Here is a 19693-nt window from a genome sequence, read left to right as displayed (position 1 = left end):
CGAACGCAATCTCGCGCCGCCGGCTGCTTGAGCCGCGCGGCGCGAAGTCGTTTTGGACTGCCTTCTTATTTCGGCACGTTCCGCTCGAGATCTTCCAGCCATGCCGCAGCGCTCGAATCCGACGGCGCCCGCCAGTCGCCGCGCGGCGACAGCGATCCGCCGGCGGAGACCTTCGGGCCGTTCGGCATCGCCGAGCGCTTGAACTGGCTGAAGGCGAAGAAGCGGCGCAGGAACACTTCAAGCCAGCGCCGAATTTCCGGAAGATCATAGGCCCTGCGTTTGTCGGCCGGGAATGCCGGCGGCCATTCGCCCGTGACGACGTCCTTCCAGGCCTGGAACGCCATGAACGCGATCTTGGACGGCCGCAGGCCGAAGCGCAGCGTGTAGAACAGGTTGAAATCCTGCAGCTCGTAGGGCCCGATCGAGGCTTCCGTGCTCTGCGGCTTCTCGCCCGGCTTGGCCGGAACTAGCTCCGGCGAGATTTCGGCCGACAGGATCGAGGCCAGCGTCCCGTTCACGTCGCCGCTGAATTGCTTCGAGGCGATCACCCAGCGGATCAGATGCTGGATCAGCGTCTTCGGCACCCCGGCGTTGACATTATAGTGCGCCATCTGGTCGCCGACGCCATAGGTGCACCAGCCGAGCGCGAGCTCGGAGAGGTCGCCGGTGCCGATGACGATGCCGCCATGGTGGTTGGCAAGCCGGAAGAGATAGTCGGTGCGCAGGCCCGCCTGCACGTTCTCGAAGGTGACGTCGTAGACCTTCTCGCCGCTGCCGGAGGGATGGCCGATGTCTTTCAGCATCTGCGTGGCGGTGGTGCGGATGTCGAGCTCCTGCCAACTCGTCCGCAACGCCTTCATCAGCGCCAGGGCATTGGTCTTGCTCTCGCTGCCGGTGGCAAAGCCCGGCATGGTGTAGGCAAGGATGTTTTCGCGCGGCAGCCCCAGGAGATCGACCGCCTTAGCGGCGACGATCAGGGCGTGGGTGGAATCGAGACCGCCCGATACGCCGATCACGACGCGCTTGGTGCCGGTCGCGCGCATGCGCTGCACGAGGCCGGCGACCTGGATGTTATAGGCCTCGTAGCAATCCTGCTCGAGCAGGCTTTCATCGCTCGGCACGAACGGGAAGCGCTCGACCTTGCGCAGGAAGCCGATGTCGGCGGCCGGCGGCTTCAGGGTGAAGTCGACCTTGCGGAAACGGCCATCGCGCTGACGGCGATTGTCGTCGAACGTGCCCATCAGGGCGCGCTCCTGCCTGAGCAGGTCGAGGTCGACGTCGGCGAGCGTGATCTGGCCGTCCTGCCGGAACCGCTCGCCCTCGGCCAGCAGCACGCCGTTCTCATAGATTGAGGTCTGGCCATCCCAGGCGAGGTCCGTGGTGGATTCCCCTGCCCCGGCGGCGGAATAGACATAGGCCGCAAGGCAGCGCGCCGAGGTCGACTGGCACAACAGCGCACGCGAACGCGCCCGGCCGATCGTGATCGGGCTGCCCGACAGATTGATCAGCACGCTCGCACCGGCCAGCGCGAGCTCGGAGGCCGGCGTCACCGGGATCCACATGTCCTCGCAGATCTCGACGCCGATGGTGAGGCCGGGGACATCCTCGGCGGCAAACAGCAGGTCGGTCCCGAATGGCGCGGGGAGTCTGCCGATGACGATCGCCTCGCCGCCGATGCCGGCGCCGGAGCCGAAATGGCGGCCCTCGTAAAATTCGCGATAGGTCGGCAGATAGCTCTTGGGCACGACGCCCAAAATGCTGCCGCGGTGAATGACGGCCGCGCAATTGTAGATGCGATTACCAAAGCGCAGCGGTGCGCCGACGATCAGCACGGTCATCAGCGCCGCGGAGGCCTCGACAATGGCAGCAAGCCCGCGCTCGACGGCGTCGAGCAGCGGATCCTGCTTGACGAGATCCTCGATCGCATAGCCGGACAGGCACAGCTCGGGAAACACGGCCACCGCGACCGATTGCGCGTCGCAGGTCTTTGCTGCCGCCACGACGGCGTTCGCATTGGCCGCGGGATCGGCCACATGGGAGGTGGTGACGCAGGCCGCAACGCGCGCAAACCCGTGGGCGTAGATCGAGTGGAAGCTCATCGGGCAAAGGACCCTCAAATCTTGCCGGACCGGCCGCCGGCCCTGCACTCTATGTAACCCATCGACCGCATCCCGTGCAGGCCATCCGCCATCATGCATAACGGATTTGCAGCTTCGCCGGCCGGCTTTTTTGGCAGAATCACGCGCTGCGCGCGAGCACGCTGGAGAGGTCGTTGCGCAGCCATTCCGCGATCCGGGGCCAGGCATGGGCATGAGTCCGCGCGCCCATGAACAGACCGAGATGGTTGCTCGGCTCGGAGGCCGCTGCGACGAAGGCGGGCGGCGTGCCGATGAGGCTGGCGGCCGCGAGCGCCTGCGTCGCCGGCACGACATCGTCGTCGAGCCCGGCCAGCAGGAAGACCGGCGCCTTGACGTCCTTCAGGTCGATCGTGCGGCCGAGTGCGGTGAAATTGCCTGACGCGATCCGGTTCTCTCGAAAGATCCAGTTGACGATCTGGAGATAATAGGTGCCCGGCAGATCGAGCGTCTCGGTGTTCCAGCGCTCGAAGCGCGCGAGGAGGGCCGCGCCCTCCTCGTCCGAGAGGTCCTTCTGCAACGCCGCCGCCATGTCCTCGCGGTCAGGCGCTTTCGACCAGACATGCAGCATCTCCTCGCCGCTGACATTGCCGCCGCCGCGCGCGACGAGCTGCTCGTAGACCAACCCGGGGGCGTTGCGGGCGAGTTGCGATAGCCTGGACTCGACCGAAAGATCGACCGGCGCACCTGCCAGCACCAGCCGCCGCACCTTGGCCGGAAACCGCGCGGCATAAAGCAGCGACAGCCAGCCGCCCTGGCACAGGCCGACCAGATCGACCGGCGCGCCGATCTCGTCGACGGCAACGTTGAGATCGCCGAGATAGCTGTCGATCGAGAGATAGCGCATGTCGGGCGTGGCCGAGCGCCAGTCGGTGAGATAGATTCGTTCGATACCGCCCTGTTGCAGCGACTGCACCACGCTGTGGCCGGGTGCAAAGTCGGCGATCTGCGCCCGATGCAGCGCATACGGGGCGCAGACCAGCGCCGGCTGACCGGATCGCGTCCGCGAACAGTCGCGCAGCCGCATGGTGGCGAGCTCCAGCGCCCCGGTGCCGGGCGTGGTCCAGGGAAGATCGCACGCGCCCTGCTCCGCCGCGCCGCGCTCCAGCCACCAGAAGCAGGCCTCCATGGTGAGCCGTGCCGCCGCAAACGGCCACAGCATGGGGTCGTCGGGAGCGCGCCCCGCTCCACCGGTCTGTTGACCGCTCTTCCCCGCCGCCATTATCGCATGATCCTCACAAAAACGCCTCCAGGCTGACGACGGAGATGCCGAGCTCCCTGAAGCTGCGATGGGTCGCTGCGACCGAGCCGTCGAGATCGATGCCACGGCAGGCGTCCTCGATCACGGCAATTTCAGATCCCGCTTTGCGCGCATCCTCCGCGGAAAAGCGGACGCAGAAATCGAGCGCCAGGCCGGCGACGAAAACCGTCTTGAGCTCGCGCTCGCGCAGATAGCCGAGCAAACCGGTCGGCGTCTTGTGGTCGTTTTCGAACAGCGCCGAGTAGGAATCGATCCCGCGGCGAAAGCCCTTGCGCACCACAAGGTTCGCGCGGGGGACCTCAAGCTCCCGATGGAATTCGGCGCCGGCCGTACCCTGGACGCAATGCGTCGGCCAGAGCACCTGGGTGCCGTAGTCGAGCTCGACGGTCTGGAACGGCTGGCGGCCCGCATGGTTCGACGCGAAGGAGACGTGATCGCCTGGATGCCAGTCCTGCGTCAGCACCACATTGACGAATTTTTGGGCGATCCGGTTGATGGCGGGGACGACCTTCTCGCCGCCGGGAACGGCGAGCGCCCCGCCGGTGCAGAAATCGTTCTGCACGTCGATCACCAGCAGCACGTCGCGGTCGGTTATCTTCATCGCAAGGTCCCATGGCGTCCGTCCGGCGCGACAGGCGCCGCCGCTGTCGTCAATGTCGATCTTCCCGCGCCGCTTCGCAACCTCCAGCATCCTGCAACGATGTCGCGCGAACCGGCCGGCTGATCCTCATGGATGCAACGCTTTGGCCTCGTCCGTGTTGACTAGCTGTACCCGAGGGCGGAATCTCTGATATCCGCGGCATGCGGATCGCGGCGAAGGAGCGGAGGAACGGGTTCCCGAAGCCTGCAAGGCTAAGGCAGCCAATTGGTCATGAGTATCGGCAAGACAGGTAACATTCTTCTCGCCGATATCGGCGGTACCAACGCGCGCTTCGCGCTGAGCAATCGCGAGCAGACCGGACCGATCGATTATGTGAAGGTCGCCGACTATCCGACGGTCCGCGAAGCCATTGCCGACGTGCTGCGGCGCGCGGACAGCGAGAAGCCGGCCAGGGCCGTTCTCGCCGTCGCCGGTCCCGTCACCAACAACCGTTGCGTTATGACCAACAGTCCTTGGGTGATCGACGGCAACGAGCTGCAGCTGGGGCTCGGCTTCGACAGCGTCCACGTGCTCAACGATTTCGAGGTGGTGGCATGGTCACTGCCCGCTTTGCAGCCGGCGGACCTCATTCCGCTCGGCGGACAGGATGGCATGTCCGGGGAGCCGCTGCTGGTGGTCGGGCCAGGGACGGGTTTCGGCGTCTCCTGCCTGGTCGAGCGCCACGGCTCCCGGTTGGCGGTCGTCACGGAGGCCGGTCACGCCACCCTGCCGGCGGAGAACGAGCGCGAGGAGCGCGTCATCGCCGCCATGCGCCGGCGCTTCGGCCACGTCTCCATCGAGCGCGGCGCCCTCTCCGGCTCCGGGCTGCAATCCCTCTACGAAGCGATGGCCGAGGTCGATCAAGCTCAGGTGCCGCAACGCGACGCGGCAGCGGTTACCAAGTCGGCGCTGGACGGGACCTGCGAGCTCAGTCGCGCGGCGCTGGAGATGTTTTGTGCCATCCTCGGCTCGGTCGCGGGCAACCTCGCGGTGACCTTCGGCGCCAGAGGCGGCGTCTACATTGCCGGTGGAATCGCGCCGCGCTTTCCGGAATTCCTTTCGGCTTCAGCGTTCCGCGCGCGTTTTGAAGCCAAAGGGCGCTTCCAGGACTATTTGCGCAATATCCCGACCCGCCTCGTCATGAAGCCCGATGCAAGCTTCGTTGGCCTGAAGATGTTCGCCGACCACAATCTGGACTGAGGCCCGCCCTTCCGTCTCTCGTCCGGCAATTCACAGCTGACTGCAGCGCACGCGCGGTTCCAGGCAGGATCGTGCTTGCTCCATCGTTTCCGATGAGCAACAATTCAAGGAGTGCGTGGCGTAGGTACGGGGGCGTGACATGCGTAAGCAGGATGTGGGCTTCGACTATCATCGCTATCACCGGCTGCTGACCGAGGCAGACGATGACGACAAGCGCATGGCGCTGATCGAGCTGTTGATCGAGGAGAAGGCCCGGGACCGGTTGGCCGCGCAGCGCGCCTCGGACCGTGCCGCCATGACGGCCCACACCATCGCCAGGGTGCTCAACGCCGGCCGTAATTAGGCTTGCAGGACCTCCTGTCGCCCGGCCGACGAGTCCGCAATCGATTGCGATTTCGTTAACGATCTCTCGCAAGCCTATGTCAAACTCTTTGCTCTAAGAGTTCCCTCGCCTGATGCAATTCAGGATCAACACAGGGGGAATGAACATGAGCATGATTTCGCTCGCCGAAATGCCGGCTGCCATCCAGACCCGGCCGACCGATTATTCTTTCAAAGCCATTTTCATCTTCTGCTGCGCAGGCCTTCTCGCCTCGTTCAGCCTGATGGCGCACGGCGTTGACCTCAGCGCCGGCCTGATGTGAGACATTGACGACTCATTCGTCCTGAATGGCCGTCCCTTCGGGCGGTCATTTTCGTTGACGATGTCGCGATCGCTAACGAGGTCAGTGTGGCGCCTTGGCCGGTGCATCCGGAAACAGCGAGTCGATCATGATCCTGAGCTGGTCGAGCGCAATCGGCTTGCGCAGGATCGGACGACGCCGGAGCAAGGACGGCAGCAATTCGGGCCCATAGCCCGTCGCGAACAGGAACGGCTTGCCGCGGCGCTCGATCAGATCGGCGACCGGATCGACATAAACACCCATCAGATTGATGTCGAGGATCGCGAAATCGTACTGCGCGGTCATCGCAAAGGCGCTCGCATCGCGCACGTTGTCCGCTTCCGCGACCACATGGTGACCAAGCTCCTCCACCATGTCAGCCATCATCATCCGGATCAACGCCTCGTCTTCGACCAGGAAAACGGAGAGCCCGTCCGCCATTATCAACCTCTCAGCCGCCTTGCGCAGCTAAGCATACCCCATTCGCGAGAAGGATTCACGAATTCGTGGCCTTCAAATTCCACCAATACATGCAATCCAACTCAAGCTTGATCAATCCAGGCCGCGCTCATGGCTGAGGCGCACCATCTCCTGGATGAACACCTGCTTCTGCTTGTCGTCGAGGCTCGAGAACAACGGTTCGGCGGCATCGGCGACGTTGCGCTGATCGGAGGCGCGGTCGATCAGGAATTGCGCCTCGTTGCGCATCTGCTCGATGATGTCGTCGGGCGGATCCCGCTTGGCGCGCTCGATCCGCAGGTTGAGCCGCTCGGCGCCATTATGCCCGAGATAGTGCATCGCGCTGGAAAAGCCGAACCAGTGCTTCTCCTGATCTGGCGTGAGGTTCAGCTCGGTCTTGATCCGCTCGATATAGGAATCGCTGTTGGAGACAATCTGGTCGGCGGTCAGTTGCGGCGCACCGGGCTGGGTCAGGACCGTAACGTCCTTGTTGCCGGCATCCGCCGGAGCGTTCTTGGCCTCCTTGCTCGCCTTGGCGCCCTTGCCGGCTTTCGCGCTCTTGGCATCCTTGTCCTTGGCCGCGCCGGGCTGCTTGGAGTCCTTCGCATCCTTGCTTGCGTCCTTGGCAGCCGGCGCCTGGCCATTGTTGTTCCCGACGCCGAGCACACCGGTGAAGACGCCGACTACGCCGCCAATGGCGCCGCCGAGAACACCACCGACGGGGCCTGCCGCCTTGTTGCCGGCCGCAGCGCCGTCCTGAACGCCCTTGACCAAACCTTGTGCATTCGCAACTGCGGCCGCGCCGATCAGCACTGTCACGACGGAGCCGAGTGCGAGCCATCGTCGCAGGCGAAGCCGCAAGGGCGGCGCCGGGGTGATTATCTGGGTCTTCATCTCGATCTGCTTGCCCTTTGGAAACGGCAGGCCTCCTGCCGGTTGCAACTCTATCGTTTTCGCGACGCCGAGGTCTAGGCGCGGACCATCGCTGTCCCCGTTTGGAAGGCCTTTGGCGCGAAGCGGTTATGCAGGCTTATTCGGAACTGCGGCGTAATTGCGCATGCATCGTTCCCAGCCGTCGCAGGCGGAAGTGTGCGTCGCAATAAGAGCACTCGTAGCTCACGTTCGGCGCACGCCGCAGTCTTTCCCTACACAACGTTAGTTCTAGAGACCGAGGCATTCGGCTTTCTCGACAGACGCAATCAATCATGATCTGATCGCGCTACCAATTTGTCGTGTCCCGCGCATGATTTGCCTTCTGGGATGACGACGCCAATAAGAAACGCCCAACAACAAAATCAAAAAACAAACTCAGAAAAGTCAGAGGAAACGACAGAACAATAAAGCACACCAAGGCGAGGAAACGAGATGTCACGCAAGACACTGACGCGACGTCAATTTGTGGCTGCCACTGCAATGTCCTCCACGGCATTGATCACGGCGCCCTATGTCCGAGGCGCTTACGCCGCCGGCAAACTTTCGATCGGCTTCTGGGACCACTGGGTGCCCAATGCCAACGACGCCTCCACCGCGCTCGTGAAGGAATGGGCCGACAAGGAGAAGGTCGAGGTTTCGATCGACTACATCACTAGCAACAACAAGAAGATTGAGCTGACCGCAGCGGCCGAAGCGCAGGCCAAGTCCGGTCATGACATTCTTCAGATGCCGAGCTGGTGGCCGCACGCCTATTCCGAGAATCTCGAGCCGCTCAACGACGTCATGGAGCCACTCATCAAGCAGAATGGTGAGGTGAACGGCACCGTCAAATATCTCGGGCAGTCGGGCGGCAAATGGCTTGCGGTGCCCGCGACACCCGGCAGCCAGATCAAAGGCCCCTGCTCACGTATCGATATGATGAAGAAATACGCAGGCATCGACGTCCAGGAGATGTATCCGGCCGGCAGCCCGCCGAAAGCCGACAACTGGACGATGGAGACGTTCCTGAAGGCGGCGGAAGCCTGCCATAAGGCCGGCTTCCCATTCGGTATCGGTCTCGGCGAAACCACCGACAGCGTCGACACGGCCGGTGCGATCTTCCAGTCGTTCGGCGCCGAGCTCGTCAATGCCAAGGGCGACATCACCGTCAAGACCGACGCTGTGCGGCAGGCGCTCGAATTCTACAAGAAACTGATCGCAGTGCTGCCCACGGACGCGCCGTCCTGGGATGACGCCTCCAACAACAAATGGCTGATCTCGGGCCGCGGCGCGATGATCCTGAACCCGCCAAGCGCTTGGGCGGTCGCCAAGCGCGACGCACCGCAGGTCGCCGAGCAATGCTGGACGCACGGCTTCCCCGCCGGCCCGAAGGGACGTTTTGCGCCGTTCCTACCCTATTTCTGGGGCGTCTGGAGCTTCGGGAAGAACAAGGAAGCCGCCAAGAGCCTGCTCATCCATCTGTCCTCGCCCGCGGCGATTGAAAAGTTCGTAGCGGCGAGCGGCGGGTACGATCTCCCGGCCTATGCGAACATGACGAAGTTCAAGACCTGGGCCGAGGAAGGCCCGCCGAAGGGCACGCTCTTCCACTATCCGGACCCCTACAAGCAGCAGACGATGTCGATCGCCGCGTCACCAGCGCCGCCGAAGATCGCCCAGCAGATCTACTTCCAGGCGACGCTGACCAAGATGGCGCTGCGCTTTGCGCAAGGCGAGAAGCTGGAAACGGCGCTCGCCTGGGCCGAGGATGAATGTGAGGGCTTCATGCGGACCTGAGCCGGGTGTGTGCCATGGCGGTTCATGCGCTCTCGCGTGAGCCGCCAAGGCGCGCTCTCCGCCCGCGCATGACAACGAAGCCGACCGGTCGCCGGCTTCGTCCTTAAATCTTCCGTCAGAAAGTTTGCCCCATGGCCGATGTCGTCGTTGAGCAAGGTCGTCACGTCAGTTCCGCGCGCACGCGAAAGGGTGCGAGCCTGCGCAACGTCCTGGGTCGGAAATCGACCGTGGCGTTCTTCCTGACCCTGCCGCTGATCCTCCTGATCGCGCTGCTCGTGCTGTATCCGGCCTTCTATTCGCTCTATCTGGCGACGCTGAACAAGGCGATGACGAAGTTCGTCGGCCTGGGCAATTTCACCTTCCTGTTCAAGCGCGAGACGTTCTGGATGGTGGTGAAGCAGTCCTGCATCTTCGCGATCACCGCCGTGATCTTCAAGGCACTGATCGGCTTCATCGTCGCCCATTTCGTCCACAACATTCCCGGCAAGAAGCAGCGCAAATGGCGCGGCATGCTGCTGGTGCCCTGGGTGATTCCGCCGGCAATGAGCACGCTGGCCTGGCTCTGGCTGTTCGATCCCTCCTACAGCGCCTTCAACTACACACTCTCTTTCTTCGGCGTCGGTCCGATCCCCTGGCTCGGTGACACCTTCTGGGCACGCTTCTCAGTTATCCTCGTCAACGTCTGGTACGGCGCGCCGTTCTTCCTGATCATGTACCTCGCGGCGCTGAAGTCGGTCCCCGATCAACTTTATGAGGCGGCCGCGATCGACGGCGCCAACTGGTGGCAGAAGATGTGGTATGTCACGCTGCCGATGATGCGCAACATCATCGCCATCACCACGCTGTTCTCGCTGATCGTCACCTTCGCCAATTTCGACATCGTGCAGATCCTCACCTCGGGCGGCCCGCTGGATACGACACATCTGTTCGCCACCTGGGCGTTCCAGGTCGGCATCCAGAGCAGCGACATCCCGCTCGGCGCCTGCGTCTCGCTGTTCATGGTGCCGATCCTCGCCGTCGCGGCGGTCTTCATCCTGCGCGATGTCAACAAACGTGGGAACGAAGCCTGATGAGCACGCTCGCGATCGACAAGGCCGGACCAACCCGCAAACTCGGCAGCATGAGCCGGGACCGCAAATGGGCGCTGCGCTGGTCCTATTTCTTCCTGGTGCTGTTTGCGATCTTCTTCCTGACGCCGCCGGTCTACATGCTGATCACCTCGCTCAAGAGCAGCGCGGAGATATCGGCGGCGACCAACCCGTGGTGGGTGTTTCACCCGACGCTCTCGAACTATGTCGAGCTCCTGACCTCGAACCAGTTCCTGCGCTTTTTCTGGAATTCATCGATCATCTCGATCGTGGTCGTGATCGTCACCATGCTGATCAGCATCCCCTCGGCGTTCGCGCTGGCGCGGATGAAGTTCTGGGGATCGGCGACGCTCGCGACCGGCGTGTTTCTCACCTATTTGATTCCGGACAGTTTGCTGTTCATTCCGCTGTTCAAGATGCTGGCGGTGATCCAGGACTTCACCGGCATTACGCTGCTGAACCGCTGGTATGTGCTGGTGTTCATCTATCCGACCCTGACCGTGCCGTTCTGCACCTGGATCATGATCGGCTATTTCGCCTCGATCCCGAAGGAGCTCGACGAGGCCGCGATCATCGACGGCGCTTCCTGGCTGCAGACCCTGTTGCGGATCTTCATTCCGGTGGCGCTGCCCGGCCTAATCGCCGCGACTATCTTCGCCTTTACCGTGTCCTGGGCCCAGTTCCTCTATCCGCTGGTGTTCACCACGTCCGTGGACCAGTTGGTGCTTCCGGTCGGGATCACCACGACGCTGATCAAGGGCGACGTATTCAACTGGGGTCAGATCATGACCGGTGCGCTGCTGGGTGCGGCGCCGCCGCTCGTCATCTACGCCTTCCTCATGGACTATTACATTGCCGGCCTGACCGCCGGCGCGACAAAGGGTTGATTGCTCATGGCTGACGTTGCACTGCGGAAGGTGGTCAAGCGTTACGACGATGTCGAGGCCGTGCGCGGCATCGACCTTGATATCGCCGACCATGAGTTCATCGTGCTGGTCGGGCCTTCCGGCTGCGGCAAATCGACCACGCTGCGCATGATCGCGGGACTCGAGGATATCAGCGACGGCGACATCATGATCGGCGGTGATGTCGTCAATGACGTGCCGCCCAAGGACCGCGACATCGCGATGGTGTTCCAGAACTACGCGCTCTACCCGCACATGACGGTCGCGGAGAACATGTCGTTCGGGCTGCGGCTGAAGCACTATCCCAAGGCCGAGATCAACGCTCGGGTGACGGAGGCCGCACGTCTCCTGGACATCACCGATCTGATCGACCGCAAGCCGAAGCAGCTCTCCGGCGGCCAGCGCCAGCGCGTCGCCATGGGACGCGCCATCGTGCGTAATCCAAAGGTGTTCCTGTTCGACGAGCCGCTGTCCAATCTCGACGCCAAGCTGCGCGTGCAGATGCGCATCGAGATCAAGAAGGTGCACCAGAAGGTGCGCACCACCACCGTCTACGTCACCCACGACCAGGTCGAGGCGATGACGCTGGCCGACCGCGTGGTGGTGATGAACAAGGGACGCATCGAGCAGATCGGCACGCCGAACGAACTTTACCACAAGCCGGCGACGCGCTTCGTCGCGGGCTTCATCGGCTCGCCGGCGATGAATTTCATTCCATGCCGGCTGGAGGAGTCCGGTGGCAAGCTCAACATTCGCCTGACCGACCGCATCTCCTTCCCGCTGCCCCCGCCCGCGCCGTCCGTTACAACGCTCTGCCGCGCAACGACGGATTGCTGCTCGGTATCCGGCCCGAACATCTCACGGAATCGAATGCGCATCTCGAACCCGGCGTCGAGACTTTCGATACCGTGCTCGACGTCACCGAGCCGATGGGGATGGAGACGCTGGTCTATTTCGGGCTCGACGGCACGCCGGTCTGCGGCCGTGTCAATCCCAACGCCGGCGCCAGGGACGGGGCTCCCATGCGTTTGGCGATGGACCTCAACAACATGCACCTGCTAAACGGGGAGACCGGCGTCGTGCTGTGACGCTGGTTCAAGAAACGCGAGCAGGCGGGGAGCGATGGCGACCAACAAGAAGAAGATTTTCGTTACACAAACTTTGTCGCAAGGGGCGCGCACCCTCCTCACCCAGCGGGACGATATCGAACTCGTCGAGTTTCCGAACCTGATCTCCGCCAAGGATTTTGAGACCCTGCTCAAAAGCCATGCGCCGGTTCACGGCGTGGCGCTGGGCGCGACCGCCTTCGGCGAAACCGAGATCGAAGCGTCCAAGGACATGAAGGTGGTGACCCGGATCGGCGTCGGCTACGACGCCGTCGACGTGCCCGCCCTTTCCCGCCGCAAGGTGCCGCTGATGGTCGCAGGCAGCGCCAATTCACCATCCGTCGCCGAGCAAGCCCTTTTCATGATGCTGACTCTGGCAAAACGCGCGAATGAAATGCACGCCTGCGTCAAGGACGGCCAATGGGCCAACCGCCTCACCATGCTGCCGTTCGATCTCTACGGCAAGACCGTGCTGATCGTCGGCTTCGGCCGCATCGGCACCCGCACCGCCAAGCGCTGCCTGGCGATGGAGATGAAGGTGCAGGTCTATGATCCCTACAAGCCCGCCGCGGACATCAAGACGGCCGGTTGCGAGCCAGTCGCGGATCTCGACGCGGCGCTGCCCAATGCCGACTTCGTCACCATCCACTGTCCGAAGACGCCGGAAACCATCGGCCTGTTCGATGCGGCGCGGATCGGCCGGATGAAGCCAAGGTCTTATCTCATCAACACTGCGCGCGGCGGCATCGTGAAGGAGGCCGCGCTGTACGACGCGCTCGTCTCCGGCAAGCTCGCCGGTGCCGGCATCGACGTGTTCGAAGTCGAACCGCCGCCGGTCGGCAATGCGCTGTTCGCGCTGCCCAACGTCATCATGGCCCCGCACGTGGCCGGCGTCACCGTCGAGGCGGTGAGCCGCATGAGCGAGCAGACTGCGCGCAACATCCTGAGTGTGCTGGACGGCGATCCGATCCGGCAGAACGTCATCAATCAGGACGTGCTGGGCTGAAGTGAATCCGAAGGCAGCCAAATCAGGTCGCCTTCGGATGGCCAGAATGCGTCCCATTTTGGTGCAGATCGGGCCCCAACTCAGCCTTAATCAAACCCGCGTAATGTATCCGGCCGCGGCGGCAGGGGAGACAGACTTTGCCGGCCGCGTCGAGCTGGAGGATGGACCCTTGTCAGAGATCGACCCGACCGACCACGCGCTGGCGACCATCGCCAGCATTTTGGAGCACCCCGAGTCCGTTCTCGTCGTCCGCGACACCGAGACGGAAACGGTCGTTGCCGAAGACTATGCGGTCGCAGACGAGCATCATGTCTCCGACGATGATCAAGCCGCCGACGATGATGAAGCCTCTGACGAGCATCCGGTGGTGGAGGAGCAGCCGCTGGTGCCCGACCACACCGACGCTGATGGCTACAGCAAGGTCGGTCCGGGGCCCATGGTGGCGATCCGCCTGAAATGGACCGTCCATCGCGGCGACGACGGCCAGTACTACGTGCACGAGACCATCGGCGAGCAGTCCGCCCCCGTGGTCAGCGGCCCGATGAGCAGCGAGGCCGCCGTGCATTTCGTCGACGAACACGAGAGCGAGGCGCATCGGCGCTTCGAACTGCTGCGCAGCGAGATCGCCGGCCGCAGCTCGCTCGCCGACTACGAACGCAAGGGTGAAGCGTAAGCCAGCTTGCAGATCGGATGTCTCCGTACCTCTCCCGTAGGAGAGGTCGGAGCGCATCGAAAGATGCGCTCCGGGTGAGGGGTTAAAGCCTCACCGGATGTTGCGGCCCCTCACCCGGATTGCGCTGGACGATGCTTCGCATCGCCAGGCGCAATCCGACCTCTCCCCGTCGGGGAGAGGTGAATATCGAGCCCGCCAATTACTTCCTCCCCAAAAATCCTTCTTCACGAGCTCGACGCCCGCGTGCCGCAGCAGGTCGTATGCGGTCGTGACGTGAAAAAGAATTGCGGGACGCTGTTGGTGAGCAGCAGCGTCCGGCCGGTAAAGGGCAGCTCGGTCCCGTTTTTTAGCCTGAAGAAGACCTTGAGCTCCGCCGCCGCATCGATCTCCGCGCGCGGCAGGCTTTCAATGAATTCGATCGAGGTGGCGATGCGCGCCTGAAGCCCGGCCATGTCGTGCTCGAGCGGCGGCAGCGCGACCGGATGGCACTGCGCGAGCAGGGCCGGCGCGACGGTGGCGTGGCGGCAGGCCTCGCCGATCTGCTGCGCCAGATCGTACATGTTCGGCGCCATGCGCATGCCGAGCAGAACCGCCGGATTGAACTTGCGGGTTTCGGCATAGGCGACGCCCTTGTCGAGCAGGACGGACAGGTTGCGCAGGTAAGGCACGAACAGGCCGACCGAGGCCTCGTACATCGAAATCGTCACTTTGAGATTCCCTTCAATTCCATCTCGCCAGAAATTGGCATCTGGTCTAAATCCACGTCTCGAGAGCTGCACAATGACAGCTTGGGCATGGGTGGAAAAGAGATGACCGTTCGAATGAGTGTTCAGATCCTGGCGGCTTTAGCCGTGATGTTGCTGGCAAACCTCTCGGCGCACGCGCAACAGCCAGCGCCCTCCCGCCTCGACGAGATCATGACGCGCGGCACGTTGCGCGTCGGCATGACCGGCGACTACAAGCCCTTCACCTATCTGGACAAGGCCACACAGCAGTTCTCCGGTTTCGACGTCGATATGGCGGAGGCGCTGGGCAAGGCGCTCGGCGTCAAGGTCGAGTTCGTGCCGACCGCCTGGCCGAAGCTGATGAAGGATTTCGAAGCCGACCAGTTCGACATCGCAATGGGCGGCATCTCGGTCACGCTCGACCGCCAGAAGAAGGGTTACTTCACCGTGCCGATCATGCGCGAGGGCAAAACGCCGATCGCGCGCTGCGCCGACGTCGGCAAGTATCAGAGCATCGCCGACATCGACAAGAAGGGTACCCGCGTCATCGTCAATCCCGGCGGGACCAATGAGCGTTTCGCGCGCGCCAACGTCAAGGACGCCGACATCACCGTCTTTCCCGACAACACCGCGATTTTCGACGAGATCGCCAAGGGCAACGCCGACCTGATGATGACGGACGCTTCCGAGACCCGCTACCAGCAGAAGCAGCATTCTGGCGTGCTCTGCGCGGTGCATCCCGACAAACCGTTCGACTTCTCGGAGAAGGCCTACTGGCTCCAGCGCGACGTGGCGCTGAAGGCTTTCGTCGACCAGTGGCTGCACATCTCCATGGAGGACGGCAGCTACAAGAAGATCTACGCCGCCTGGTTCGACTAACTCGCGTCCTCCTGTCGCCTGCCCCGGTCAAACTTTGGGCTGGCTCCCAGTCTATTGAACCGGGGACCGCGAGAGGGCGACTCATACCGAGAAACAGTGATCTAGATCACTTTTCGCGATCCCGCCGGGGCGTAAGCGTCGGTGCTGGGACCACCTGTTCGGGAGATGGAAATGAGGAAGCTGTTGGCCACGGCCGCATTCCTTTTGGCGAGCACCGCGGCGCAGGCGCAGTACACTTTCGAATATGGCGGGCGCACCATCCGCATCGATCCGGACCGCGGCACGGTGCAGATTCCGGGCGTCTACGACAACACCGGTCAGGGCAAGGCCAAGAAGGCCAAGAGCGACGTCAAGAGCGACGCCAAAGGAACTTCGAAAGCCGAACCGCAGGCACCGCAGCAAGCCAAGGCTGATCCGCAGCCGCCGGCCAACCCCGCACCGGCGCCCGCACCCGTCGCCGAGGCTCCGGCGGCCGAGCAGAGTCCTGCCCAAGCTCCCGCGGCCGCAGCCTCTCCCGCCGCACCGCCAGCGCCGGCCGCCGCGGCAAACAACGCGCCGACCGAAGATGCGATGGTGCCGCCGCCTCAACCGGCGCCCAGCACCGTCCCGACGGTGGCCGCGGTTCCGCCCGCACCGCCGCCGCCTCCTGCCGCCGCGCCCGCTCCTGTCCAGTCCGCGGCCGTTGCGCCGCCAGCCCCTGCAGTCGCCCCGACGCGCGATCTCAATTCACCGCTCGGCGTCTGGCTCACCGAGGAGAAGGAAGGCAAGGTCCGCATCGAGCAGTGCGGCAACAACCTCTGCGGCTATTCGGTCGACAGCAAATCGAACCAGAACGGCGAACAGATCCTGATCAACATGAAGCCCGGCAAGGATCAGAACAAGGACCAGAAATGGTCCGGCCGCCTCCTCGATCCCAATACCGGCTCGACCTATGACTCGACAATCGCGCTGAAGGAGGCGACCGCCTGCGCGTGCAAGGCTGCGCCTTCGGCGGCATGTTCTGCGGCGGCCAGACCTGGACGCGCGTGAACTAGGTTCGCACCTCTGGGCCCGGATCGGCGACGCATCGCCTGAAGCGATGCGTCTTGCCCTGGGCACGCGAGCGACTGCTAGCCGACCGCCGCGCCGTATTCGGCGTCCGTCACCGGCTCGAGCCAGGTCGAGAACACGCCGTCGAGCGCTTCCTGCATGGCGATGTGGCACATGCTGTTGCCTGGCGAGGCGCCGTGCCAGTGCACTTCACCCGGCGGAATCCAGACGGTGTCGCCCGGACGGATTTCCTTGACCGCGCCGCCCTTGGTCTGGACGCGGCCGACACCCGAAATCACGTAGAGCGTCTGCCCGAGCGGATGGTGATGCCAGTTGGTGCGGGCGCCCGGCTCGAACGAAACGCGCGAGACGTTCAGCCGCGCCGGCGCGGGCGCCATGTTGATGGGATCCTGCAGCACGGTGCCGGTGAAGTGTTCCTTGGGCGCGCGGCGGGTCGGCCGCGTGCCTGCGAGCGTGACGTCCATGGGGGTCCTCGTTTCCTGTTACTTCTTGCTGGCGGCGTAGCGCGCCTTGGTGTCGGCGTTCATGGGATAGAGACCCGGCAGCGCCGCGCCGTTGTTCACCTCGTTGACGATCCAGGCTTCCATCCGCTCCTGCTCGACGCCTTCGTTGAGCACGTGCTCGAGCATCGCCTGCGGGATCAGCACGCAGCCGTCCTGGTCGGCGACCACGATGTCGTTCGGGAACACGGCGACGCCGCCGCAGCCGATCGGCTCGCCCCAGCCGACGAAAGTGAGGCCCGCGACCGACGGCGGCGCGGCATAGCCGTCGCACCACACCGGAAGATTGGTGCCGAGCACGCCCTCGACGTCGCGCACCACGCCGTCGGTGACGAGCGCGGTGACGCCGCGCTTCATCATGCGGGCGCAGAGGATGTCGCCGAAGATGCCCGCGTCCGTGATGCCCATAGCGTCGACCACGGCGATGCAGCCTTCCGGCATCGCCTCGATCGCGGTACGGGTCGAGATCGGCGATGACCAGGATTCCGGCGTCGCCAGATCCTCGCGCGCCGGCACGAAGCGCAGCGTAAAGGCAGGACCGACCAGGCGCGGCAGGCCCGGGCGCAGCGGACGCGCGCCGCGCATCCACACATTACGCAGGCCCTTCTTCAGCAGGACCGTGGTGATGGTGGCAGTGGTGATGCCGGCGAGGGTCTTGCGGGCTTCGGGGGACAGCGACATGGAAACAGACGAGCTCCGGATGGGCGGGAAAGAACGCGCGCATCTTGCGAGCCGGGCGCCTGCCGTCAAGGCCCAAGAATGCGGTCCAGCCGGGCTGTTATGCGACGCGATAACAAGGCGTTATCGCCGCCCCCAGTATTAATTTATTGGACTTGCGGGCGCATTTACGCGAAGCAGGGTGATGCGGAACTCAAGGCCGAGCCCGCGCTTTTCCAAAGGCCCGATTTCGACATCTCATGGCCGCGACGCTCCCCCCGCCCCGCCTTCTGCCCAGTGGCGACAGCGCCGTCACGGTCGAGTTCAGCCGCACCATCGACGATGCCGCCAACGAGCGCGTGCTTGCGCTCGACAAGGCGCTCGCCGCCACGCCCATCGAGGGCATCTCCGAGACCATCCCGACCTATCGCTCGCTGCTGGTGCATTACGATCCCGGCAAGATCGGCTTCGACGCGCTCTGCGAAAAGCTGCGGCCGATCGCCTGCCAGCCGCTGCCGCCGTCGACCAAGGCGCGACGCTGGCGCATTCCCGTCGCCTATGGCGGCGAGCACGGCATCGACCTCGAGGATGTCGCGAAAGCGCTGAACACTACGCCGGACGACATCGTCGCTCGTCATGTCGGCGGCGACTATCGCGTGGCCATGATCGGCTTCACGCCGGGCTGGTCGTATCTCAGCGGCCTCGACAAATCCCTGCACATGTCGCGGCGGCAGAATCCGCGGCTGTTAACGCCTGCCGGCACCATCTCCATTGGCGGCATCCAGGCCGGAATCCAGTGCCTCGCTGCGCCCAGCGGCTGGCACCTGCTTGGCCGCACGCCTGTCAGAACGTATCAGTTGCACCGGAATCCGACCTTCCTGACCGAACCCGGTGATCGCGTGACGTTTTTTGCCATCGACCACAAGACGTTCGAGGAGCAGGACCGCGCTGCGGAAGCAGGCGAGATCATCGCCGAGCAGGTGATCGCATGAGCCGCCTCATCGTCGCCAGCATCGGGCCTGCAAGCTCCGTCCAGGACGGCGGCCGTCACGGCGCACAGCGCTATGGCCTGACGGTCAGCGGCGCGATGGATCGGCTGGCGCTGGCGGCGGCGAACACGCTGGTCGGCAACGAGCCGCTCGCGGCCGCGGTCGAAATCGGCCCGTTCGGCGCCACTTTCACGGCCAAGGACGGCGCCGTGCGCGTCGCCCTCGCGGGCGCACCGCGCAACGCGGACATCGCCGGGCGGCCGATGGCCATGGACACATCCGTCACGCTGAAGGATGGCGAGACGCTGACGCTGGGTTTTGCCCGCGGCGGCGCGTTCACTTATCTCGCGATCGAAGGCGCCATCAAGGGCGAGCTGGTGTTCGGCAGCCTCGCGGTGAATGCCCGCGCAGGTCTCGGCAGCCCCTACCCGCGCCCGTTGCAGGCCGGCGATGAGTTCACGGTCGATGTCGCGAGCGGTGCGCCGGAATTGCGGATCGAACTGCCGAAGCCGGTGAGCGGTCCGATCCGCGTCGTGCTGGGGCCACAGGACGACGAGTTCGACGACGCCAACAAGGCGCTGTTCCTCGACAGCGAGTGGAAGATCTCGGCGACCTCCGACCGCATGGGCTACCGGCTCGAGGGTCCCGCGATCAAACACCTGCACGGCCACAACATCGTCTCCGATGGTACCGTCAATGGCAGCATCCAGGTCCCCGGCAACGGCGCGCCGATCGCGCTGATGATGGATCGGGGCACCTCCGGCGGCTATCCGAAGATCGCAACCGTGATCACGGCGGACCTCGGCCGTCTCGCCCAGACCTCGGCCGGAACGGCGTTCCGCTTCAAGGCCGTCACCATGGCCGAGGCGCAGGACGAGGCGCGCAAATTTCAACAGCTGATCCGCACCCTGCCCGATCGCCTGCGCTCATCCGACACGGTCGAGCTCAACATCGAGGCGCTCAGCGACGCCAATGTCGCGGGCTATGCGGTCAGCGCGATGGATACCGGAACCTGGCAGGTGACGGCCGAGCCGTAAACAACAAGACCAAAG

The 19693-nt window shown here is 64.0% G+C and carries 18 protein-coding genes and 3 pseudogenes; 13 read left to right on the top strand and 8 right to left on the bottom strand.

Going from position 1 to position 19693, the window contains the following annotated elements:
- Window positions 1-65: 65 nt before the first annotated feature.
- From ACTGJ9_RS25015 to pncA, 3 genes are all read right to left on the bottom strand, one after another.
- On the bottom strand, window positions 66-2099 hold the full coding sequence (locus ACTGJ9_RS25015; RefSeq protein WP_456673268.1) for an NAD(+) synthase: 2034 nt from the start codon (window positions 2097-2099) through the stop codon (window positions 66-68).
- Between the two features lie 139 nt (window positions 2100-2238).
- On the bottom strand, window positions 2239-3297 hold the full coding sequence (locus ACTGJ9_RS25010) for an alpha/beta fold hydrolase (protein WP_456673267.1): 1059 nt from the start codon (window positions 3295-3297) through the stop codon (window positions 2239-2241).
- Window positions 3298-3370: 73 nt separating this feature from the next.
- On the bottom strand, window positions 3371-3997 hold the full coding sequence (pncA, locus tag ACTGJ9_RS25005) for a bifunctional nicotinamidase/pyrazinamidase (RefSeq protein WP_456673266.1): 627 nt from the start codon (window positions 3995-3997) through the stop codon (window positions 3371-3373).
- 270 nt (window positions 3998-4267) lie between these two features.
- Here pncA and glk point away from each other — a divergent pair, with 270 nt between their 5' ends.
- The 3 genes from glk (at window position 4268) to ACTGJ9_RS24990 (ending at window position 5880) form a co-directional block, all read left to right on the top strand.
- Window positions 4268-5236 carry a glucokinase gene (gene glk, locus ACTGJ9_RS25000; protein WP_456673265.1) on the top strand — a complete coding sequence of 323 codons (969 nt, stop codon included), beginning with the start codon at window positions 4268-4270 and terminating at the stop codon, window positions 5234-5236.
- Between the two features lie 139 nt (window positions 5237-5375).
- Window positions 5376-5579, top strand: coding sequence for a hypothetical protein (locus ACTGJ9_RS24995; RefSeq protein WP_456673264.1), 204 nt, complete (start codon window positions 5376-5378; stop codon window positions 5577-5579).
- Between the two features lie 112 nt (window positions 5580-5691).
- Window positions 5692-5880, top strand: a complete 189-nt coding sequence (locus ACTGJ9_RS24990) for a hypothetical protein (RefSeq protein WP_456673263.1) — start codon at window positions 5692-5694, stop codon at window positions 5878-5880.
- Window positions 5881-5961: 81 nt separating this feature from the next.
- Here ACTGJ9_RS24990 and ACTGJ9_RS24985 read toward each other — a convergent pair whose 3' ends face one another.
- Both ACTGJ9_RS24985 and ACTGJ9_RS24980 read right to left on the bottom strand, forming a co-directional pair.
- Window positions 5962-6339 (bottom strand): response regulator, encoded by a 378-nt coding sequence (locus ACTGJ9_RS24985; protein WP_456673262.1) that lies wholly within the window; start codon window positions 6337-6339, stop codon window positions 5962-5964.
- 111 nt (window positions 6340-6450) lie between these two features.
- Window positions 6451-7239 (bottom strand): Spy/CpxP family protein refolding chaperone, encoded by a 789-nt coding sequence (locus ACTGJ9_RS24980; RefSeq protein ID WP_456678613.1) that lies wholly within the window; start codon window positions 7237-7239, stop codon window positions 6451-6453.
- Window positions 7240-7722: 483 nt separating this feature from the next.
- Between ACTGJ9_RS24980 and ACTGJ9_RS24975 the strand changes: the two genes are divergently transcribed.
- The 6 genes and pseudogenes from ACTGJ9_RS24975 (at window position 7723) to ACTGJ9_RS24950 (ending at window position 13841) form a co-directional block, all read left to right on the top strand.
- Window positions 7723-9063, top strand: coding sequence for an ABC transporter substrate-binding protein (locus tag ACTGJ9_RS24975; RefSeq protein WP_456673261.1), 1341 nt, complete (start codon window positions 7723-7725; stop codon window positions 9061-9063).
- 131 nt (window positions 9064-9194) lie between these two features.
- Window positions 9195-10133: a carbohydrate ABC transporter permease gene (locus tag ACTGJ9_RS24970; RefSeq protein WP_456673260.1), complete on the top strand. Its 939-nt coding sequence runs from the start codon at window positions 9195-9197 to the stop codon at window positions 10131-10133.
- On the top strand, window positions 10133-11038 hold the full coding sequence (locus ACTGJ9_RS24965; protein ID WP_456673259.1) for a carbohydrate ABC transporter permease: 906 nt from the start codon (window positions 10133-10135) through the stop codon (window positions 11036-11038). Before ACTGJ9_RS24970 ends, ACTGJ9_RS24965 begins: the two co-directional genes overlap by 1 nt.
- 6 nt (window positions 11039-11044) lie before the next feature.
- Window positions 11045-12144: pseudogene (locus tag ACTGJ9_RS24960) on the top strand (ABC transporter ATP-binding protein).
- Between the two features lie 34 nt (window positions 12145-12178).
- Window positions 12179-13168 carry a hydroxyacid dehydrogenase gene (locus ACTGJ9_RS24955; protein ID WP_456673258.1) on the top strand — a complete coding sequence of 330 codons (990 nt, stop codon included), beginning with the start codon at window positions 12179-12181 and terminating at the stop codon, window positions 13166-13168.
- A 169-nt stretch (window positions 13169-13337) separates the two neighbouring features.
- Window positions 13338-13841 carry a hypothetical protein gene (locus ACTGJ9_RS24950; RefSeq protein ID WP_456678612.1) on the top strand — a complete coding sequence of 168 codons (504 nt, stop codon included), beginning with the start codon at window positions 13338-13340 and terminating at the stop codon, window positions 13839-13841.
- 90 nt (window positions 13842-13931) lie between these two features.
- On the opposite strand, the pseudogene ACTGJ9_RS24945 reads toward ACTGJ9_RS24950, so the two are convergent.
- A pseudogene (locus tag ACTGJ9_RS24945) lies at window positions 13932-14536 on the bottom strand (DUF1993 domain-containing protein).
- A gap of 126 nt (window positions 14537-14662) precedes the next feature.
- On the opposite strand from ACTGJ9_RS24945, the gene ACTGJ9_RS24940 reads away from it, so the two are divergent.
- Window positions 14663-15445 (top strand): transporter substrate-binding domain-containing protein, encoded by a 783-nt coding sequence (locus ACTGJ9_RS24940; RefSeq protein ID WP_456673257.1) that lies wholly within the window; start codon window positions 14663-14665, stop codon window positions 15443-15445.
- A gap of 171 nt (window positions 15446-15616) precedes the next feature.
- Window positions 15617-16479, top strand: a pseudogene (locus ACTGJ9_RS24935) (DUF2147 domain-containing protein).
- A gap of 75 nt (window positions 16480-16554) precedes the next feature.
- On the opposite strand, the gene ACTGJ9_RS24930 reads toward ACTGJ9_RS24935, so the two are convergent.
- Window positions 16555-16959 carry a (R)-mandelonitrile lyase gene (locus ACTGJ9_RS24930; RefSeq protein WP_456673256.1) on the bottom strand — a complete coding sequence of 135 codons (405 nt, stop codon included), beginning with the start codon at window positions 16957-16959 and terminating at the stop codon, window positions 16555-16557.
- A gap of 18 nt (window positions 16960-16977) precedes the next feature.
- Window positions 16978-17676 carry a ribonuclease activity regulator RraA gene (locus tag ACTGJ9_RS24925; protein WP_456673255.1) on the bottom strand — a complete coding sequence of 233 codons (699 nt, stop codon included), beginning with the start codon at window positions 17674-17676 and terminating at the stop codon, window positions 16978-16980.
- A 236-nt stretch (window positions 17677-17912) separates the two neighbouring features.
- On the opposite strand from ACTGJ9_RS24925, the gene pxpB reads away from it, so the two are divergent.
- Window positions 17913-18644, top strand: a complete 732-nt coding sequence (pxpB, locus tag ACTGJ9_RS24920) for a 5-oxoprolinase subunit PxpB (RefSeq protein WP_456673254.1) — start codon at window positions 17913-17915, stop codon at window positions 18642-18644.
- Window positions 18641-19678 carry a 5-oxoprolinase subunit C family protein gene (locus ACTGJ9_RS24915; protein WP_456673253.1) on the top strand — a complete coding sequence of 346 codons (1038 nt, stop codon included), beginning with the start codon at window positions 18641-18643 and terminating at the stop codon, window positions 19676-19678. The genes pxpB and ACTGJ9_RS24915 overlap by 4 nt, the downstream gene beginning before the upstream one ends.
- Window positions 19679-19693: the final 15 nt, after the last annotated feature.

The organism is Bradyrhizobium sp. RDM12, from assembly GCF_051917485.1.
Taxonomy (GTDB): domain Bacteria; phylum Pseudomonadota; class Alphaproteobacteria; order Rhizobiales; family Xanthobacteraceae; genus Bradyrhizobium.
This window is presented reverse-complemented; position numbering and strand designations above follow the sequence as displayed.

Coding starts and splice junctions, on each gene's coding strand:
- ACTGJ9_RS24975 (WP_456673261.1), top strand. CDS start 7,723: ATGTCACGCAAGACACTGACGCGACGTCAATTTGTGGCTGCCACTGCA.
- ACTGJ9_RS24965 (WP_456673259.1), top strand. CDS start 10,133: ATGAGCACGCTCGCGATCGACAAGGCCGGACCAACCCGCAAACTCGGC.
- pncA (WP_456673266.1), bottom strand. CDS start 3,997: ATGAAGATAACCGACCGCGACGTGCTGCTGGTGATCGACGTGCAGAAC.
- ACTGJ9_RS25010 (WP_456673267.1), bottom strand. CDS start 3,297: ATGCTGTGGCCGTTTGCGGCGGCACGGCTCACCATGGAGGCCTGCTTC.
- ACTGJ9_RS24930 (WP_456673256.1), bottom strand. CDS start 16,959: ATGGACGTCACGCTCGCAGGCACGCGGCCGACCCGCCGCGCGCCCAAG.
- ACTGJ9_RS24985 (WP_456673262.1), bottom strand. CDS start 6,339: ATGGCGGACGGGCTCTCCGTTTTCCTGGTCGAAGACGAGGCGTTGATC.
- ACTGJ9_RS24915 (WP_456673253.1), top strand. CDS start 18,641: ATGAGCCGCCTCATCGTCGCCAGCATCGGGCCTGCAAGCTCCGTCCAG.
- ACTGJ9_RS25015 (WP_456673268.1), bottom strand. CDS start 2,099: ATGAGCTTCCACTCGATCTACGCCCACGGGTTTGCGCGCGTTGCGGCC.
- ACTGJ9_RS24990 (WP_456673263.1), top strand. CDS start 5,692: ATGCAATTCAGGATCAACACAGGGGGAATGAACATGAGCATGATTTCG.
- ACTGJ9_RS24970 (WP_456673260.1), top strand. CDS start 9,195: ATGGCCGATGTCGTCGTTGAGCAAGGTCGTCACGTCAGTTCCGCGCGC.
- ACTGJ9_RS24940 (WP_456673257.1), top strand. CDS start 14,663: ATGAGTGTTCAGATCCTGGCGGCTTTAGCCGTGATGTTGCTGGCAAAC.
- pxpB (WP_456673254.1), top strand. CDS start 17,913: ATGGCCGCGACGCTCCCCCCGCCCCGCCTTCTGCCCAGTGGCGACAGC.
- ACTGJ9_RS24925 (WP_456673255.1), bottom strand. CDS start 17,676: ATGTCGCTGTCCCCCGAAGCCCGCAAGACCCTCGCCGGCATCACCACT.
- ACTGJ9_RS24955 (WP_456673258.1), top strand. CDS start 12,179: ATGGCGACCAACAAGAAGAAGATTTTCGTTACACAAACTTTGTCGCAA.
- glk (WP_456673265.1), top strand. CDS start 4,268: ATGAGTATCGGCAAGACAGGTAACATTCTTCTCGCCGATATCGGCGGT.
- ACTGJ9_RS24995 (WP_456673264.1), top strand. CDS start 5,376: ATGCGTAAGCAGGATGTGGGCTTCGACTATCATCGCTATCACCGGCTG.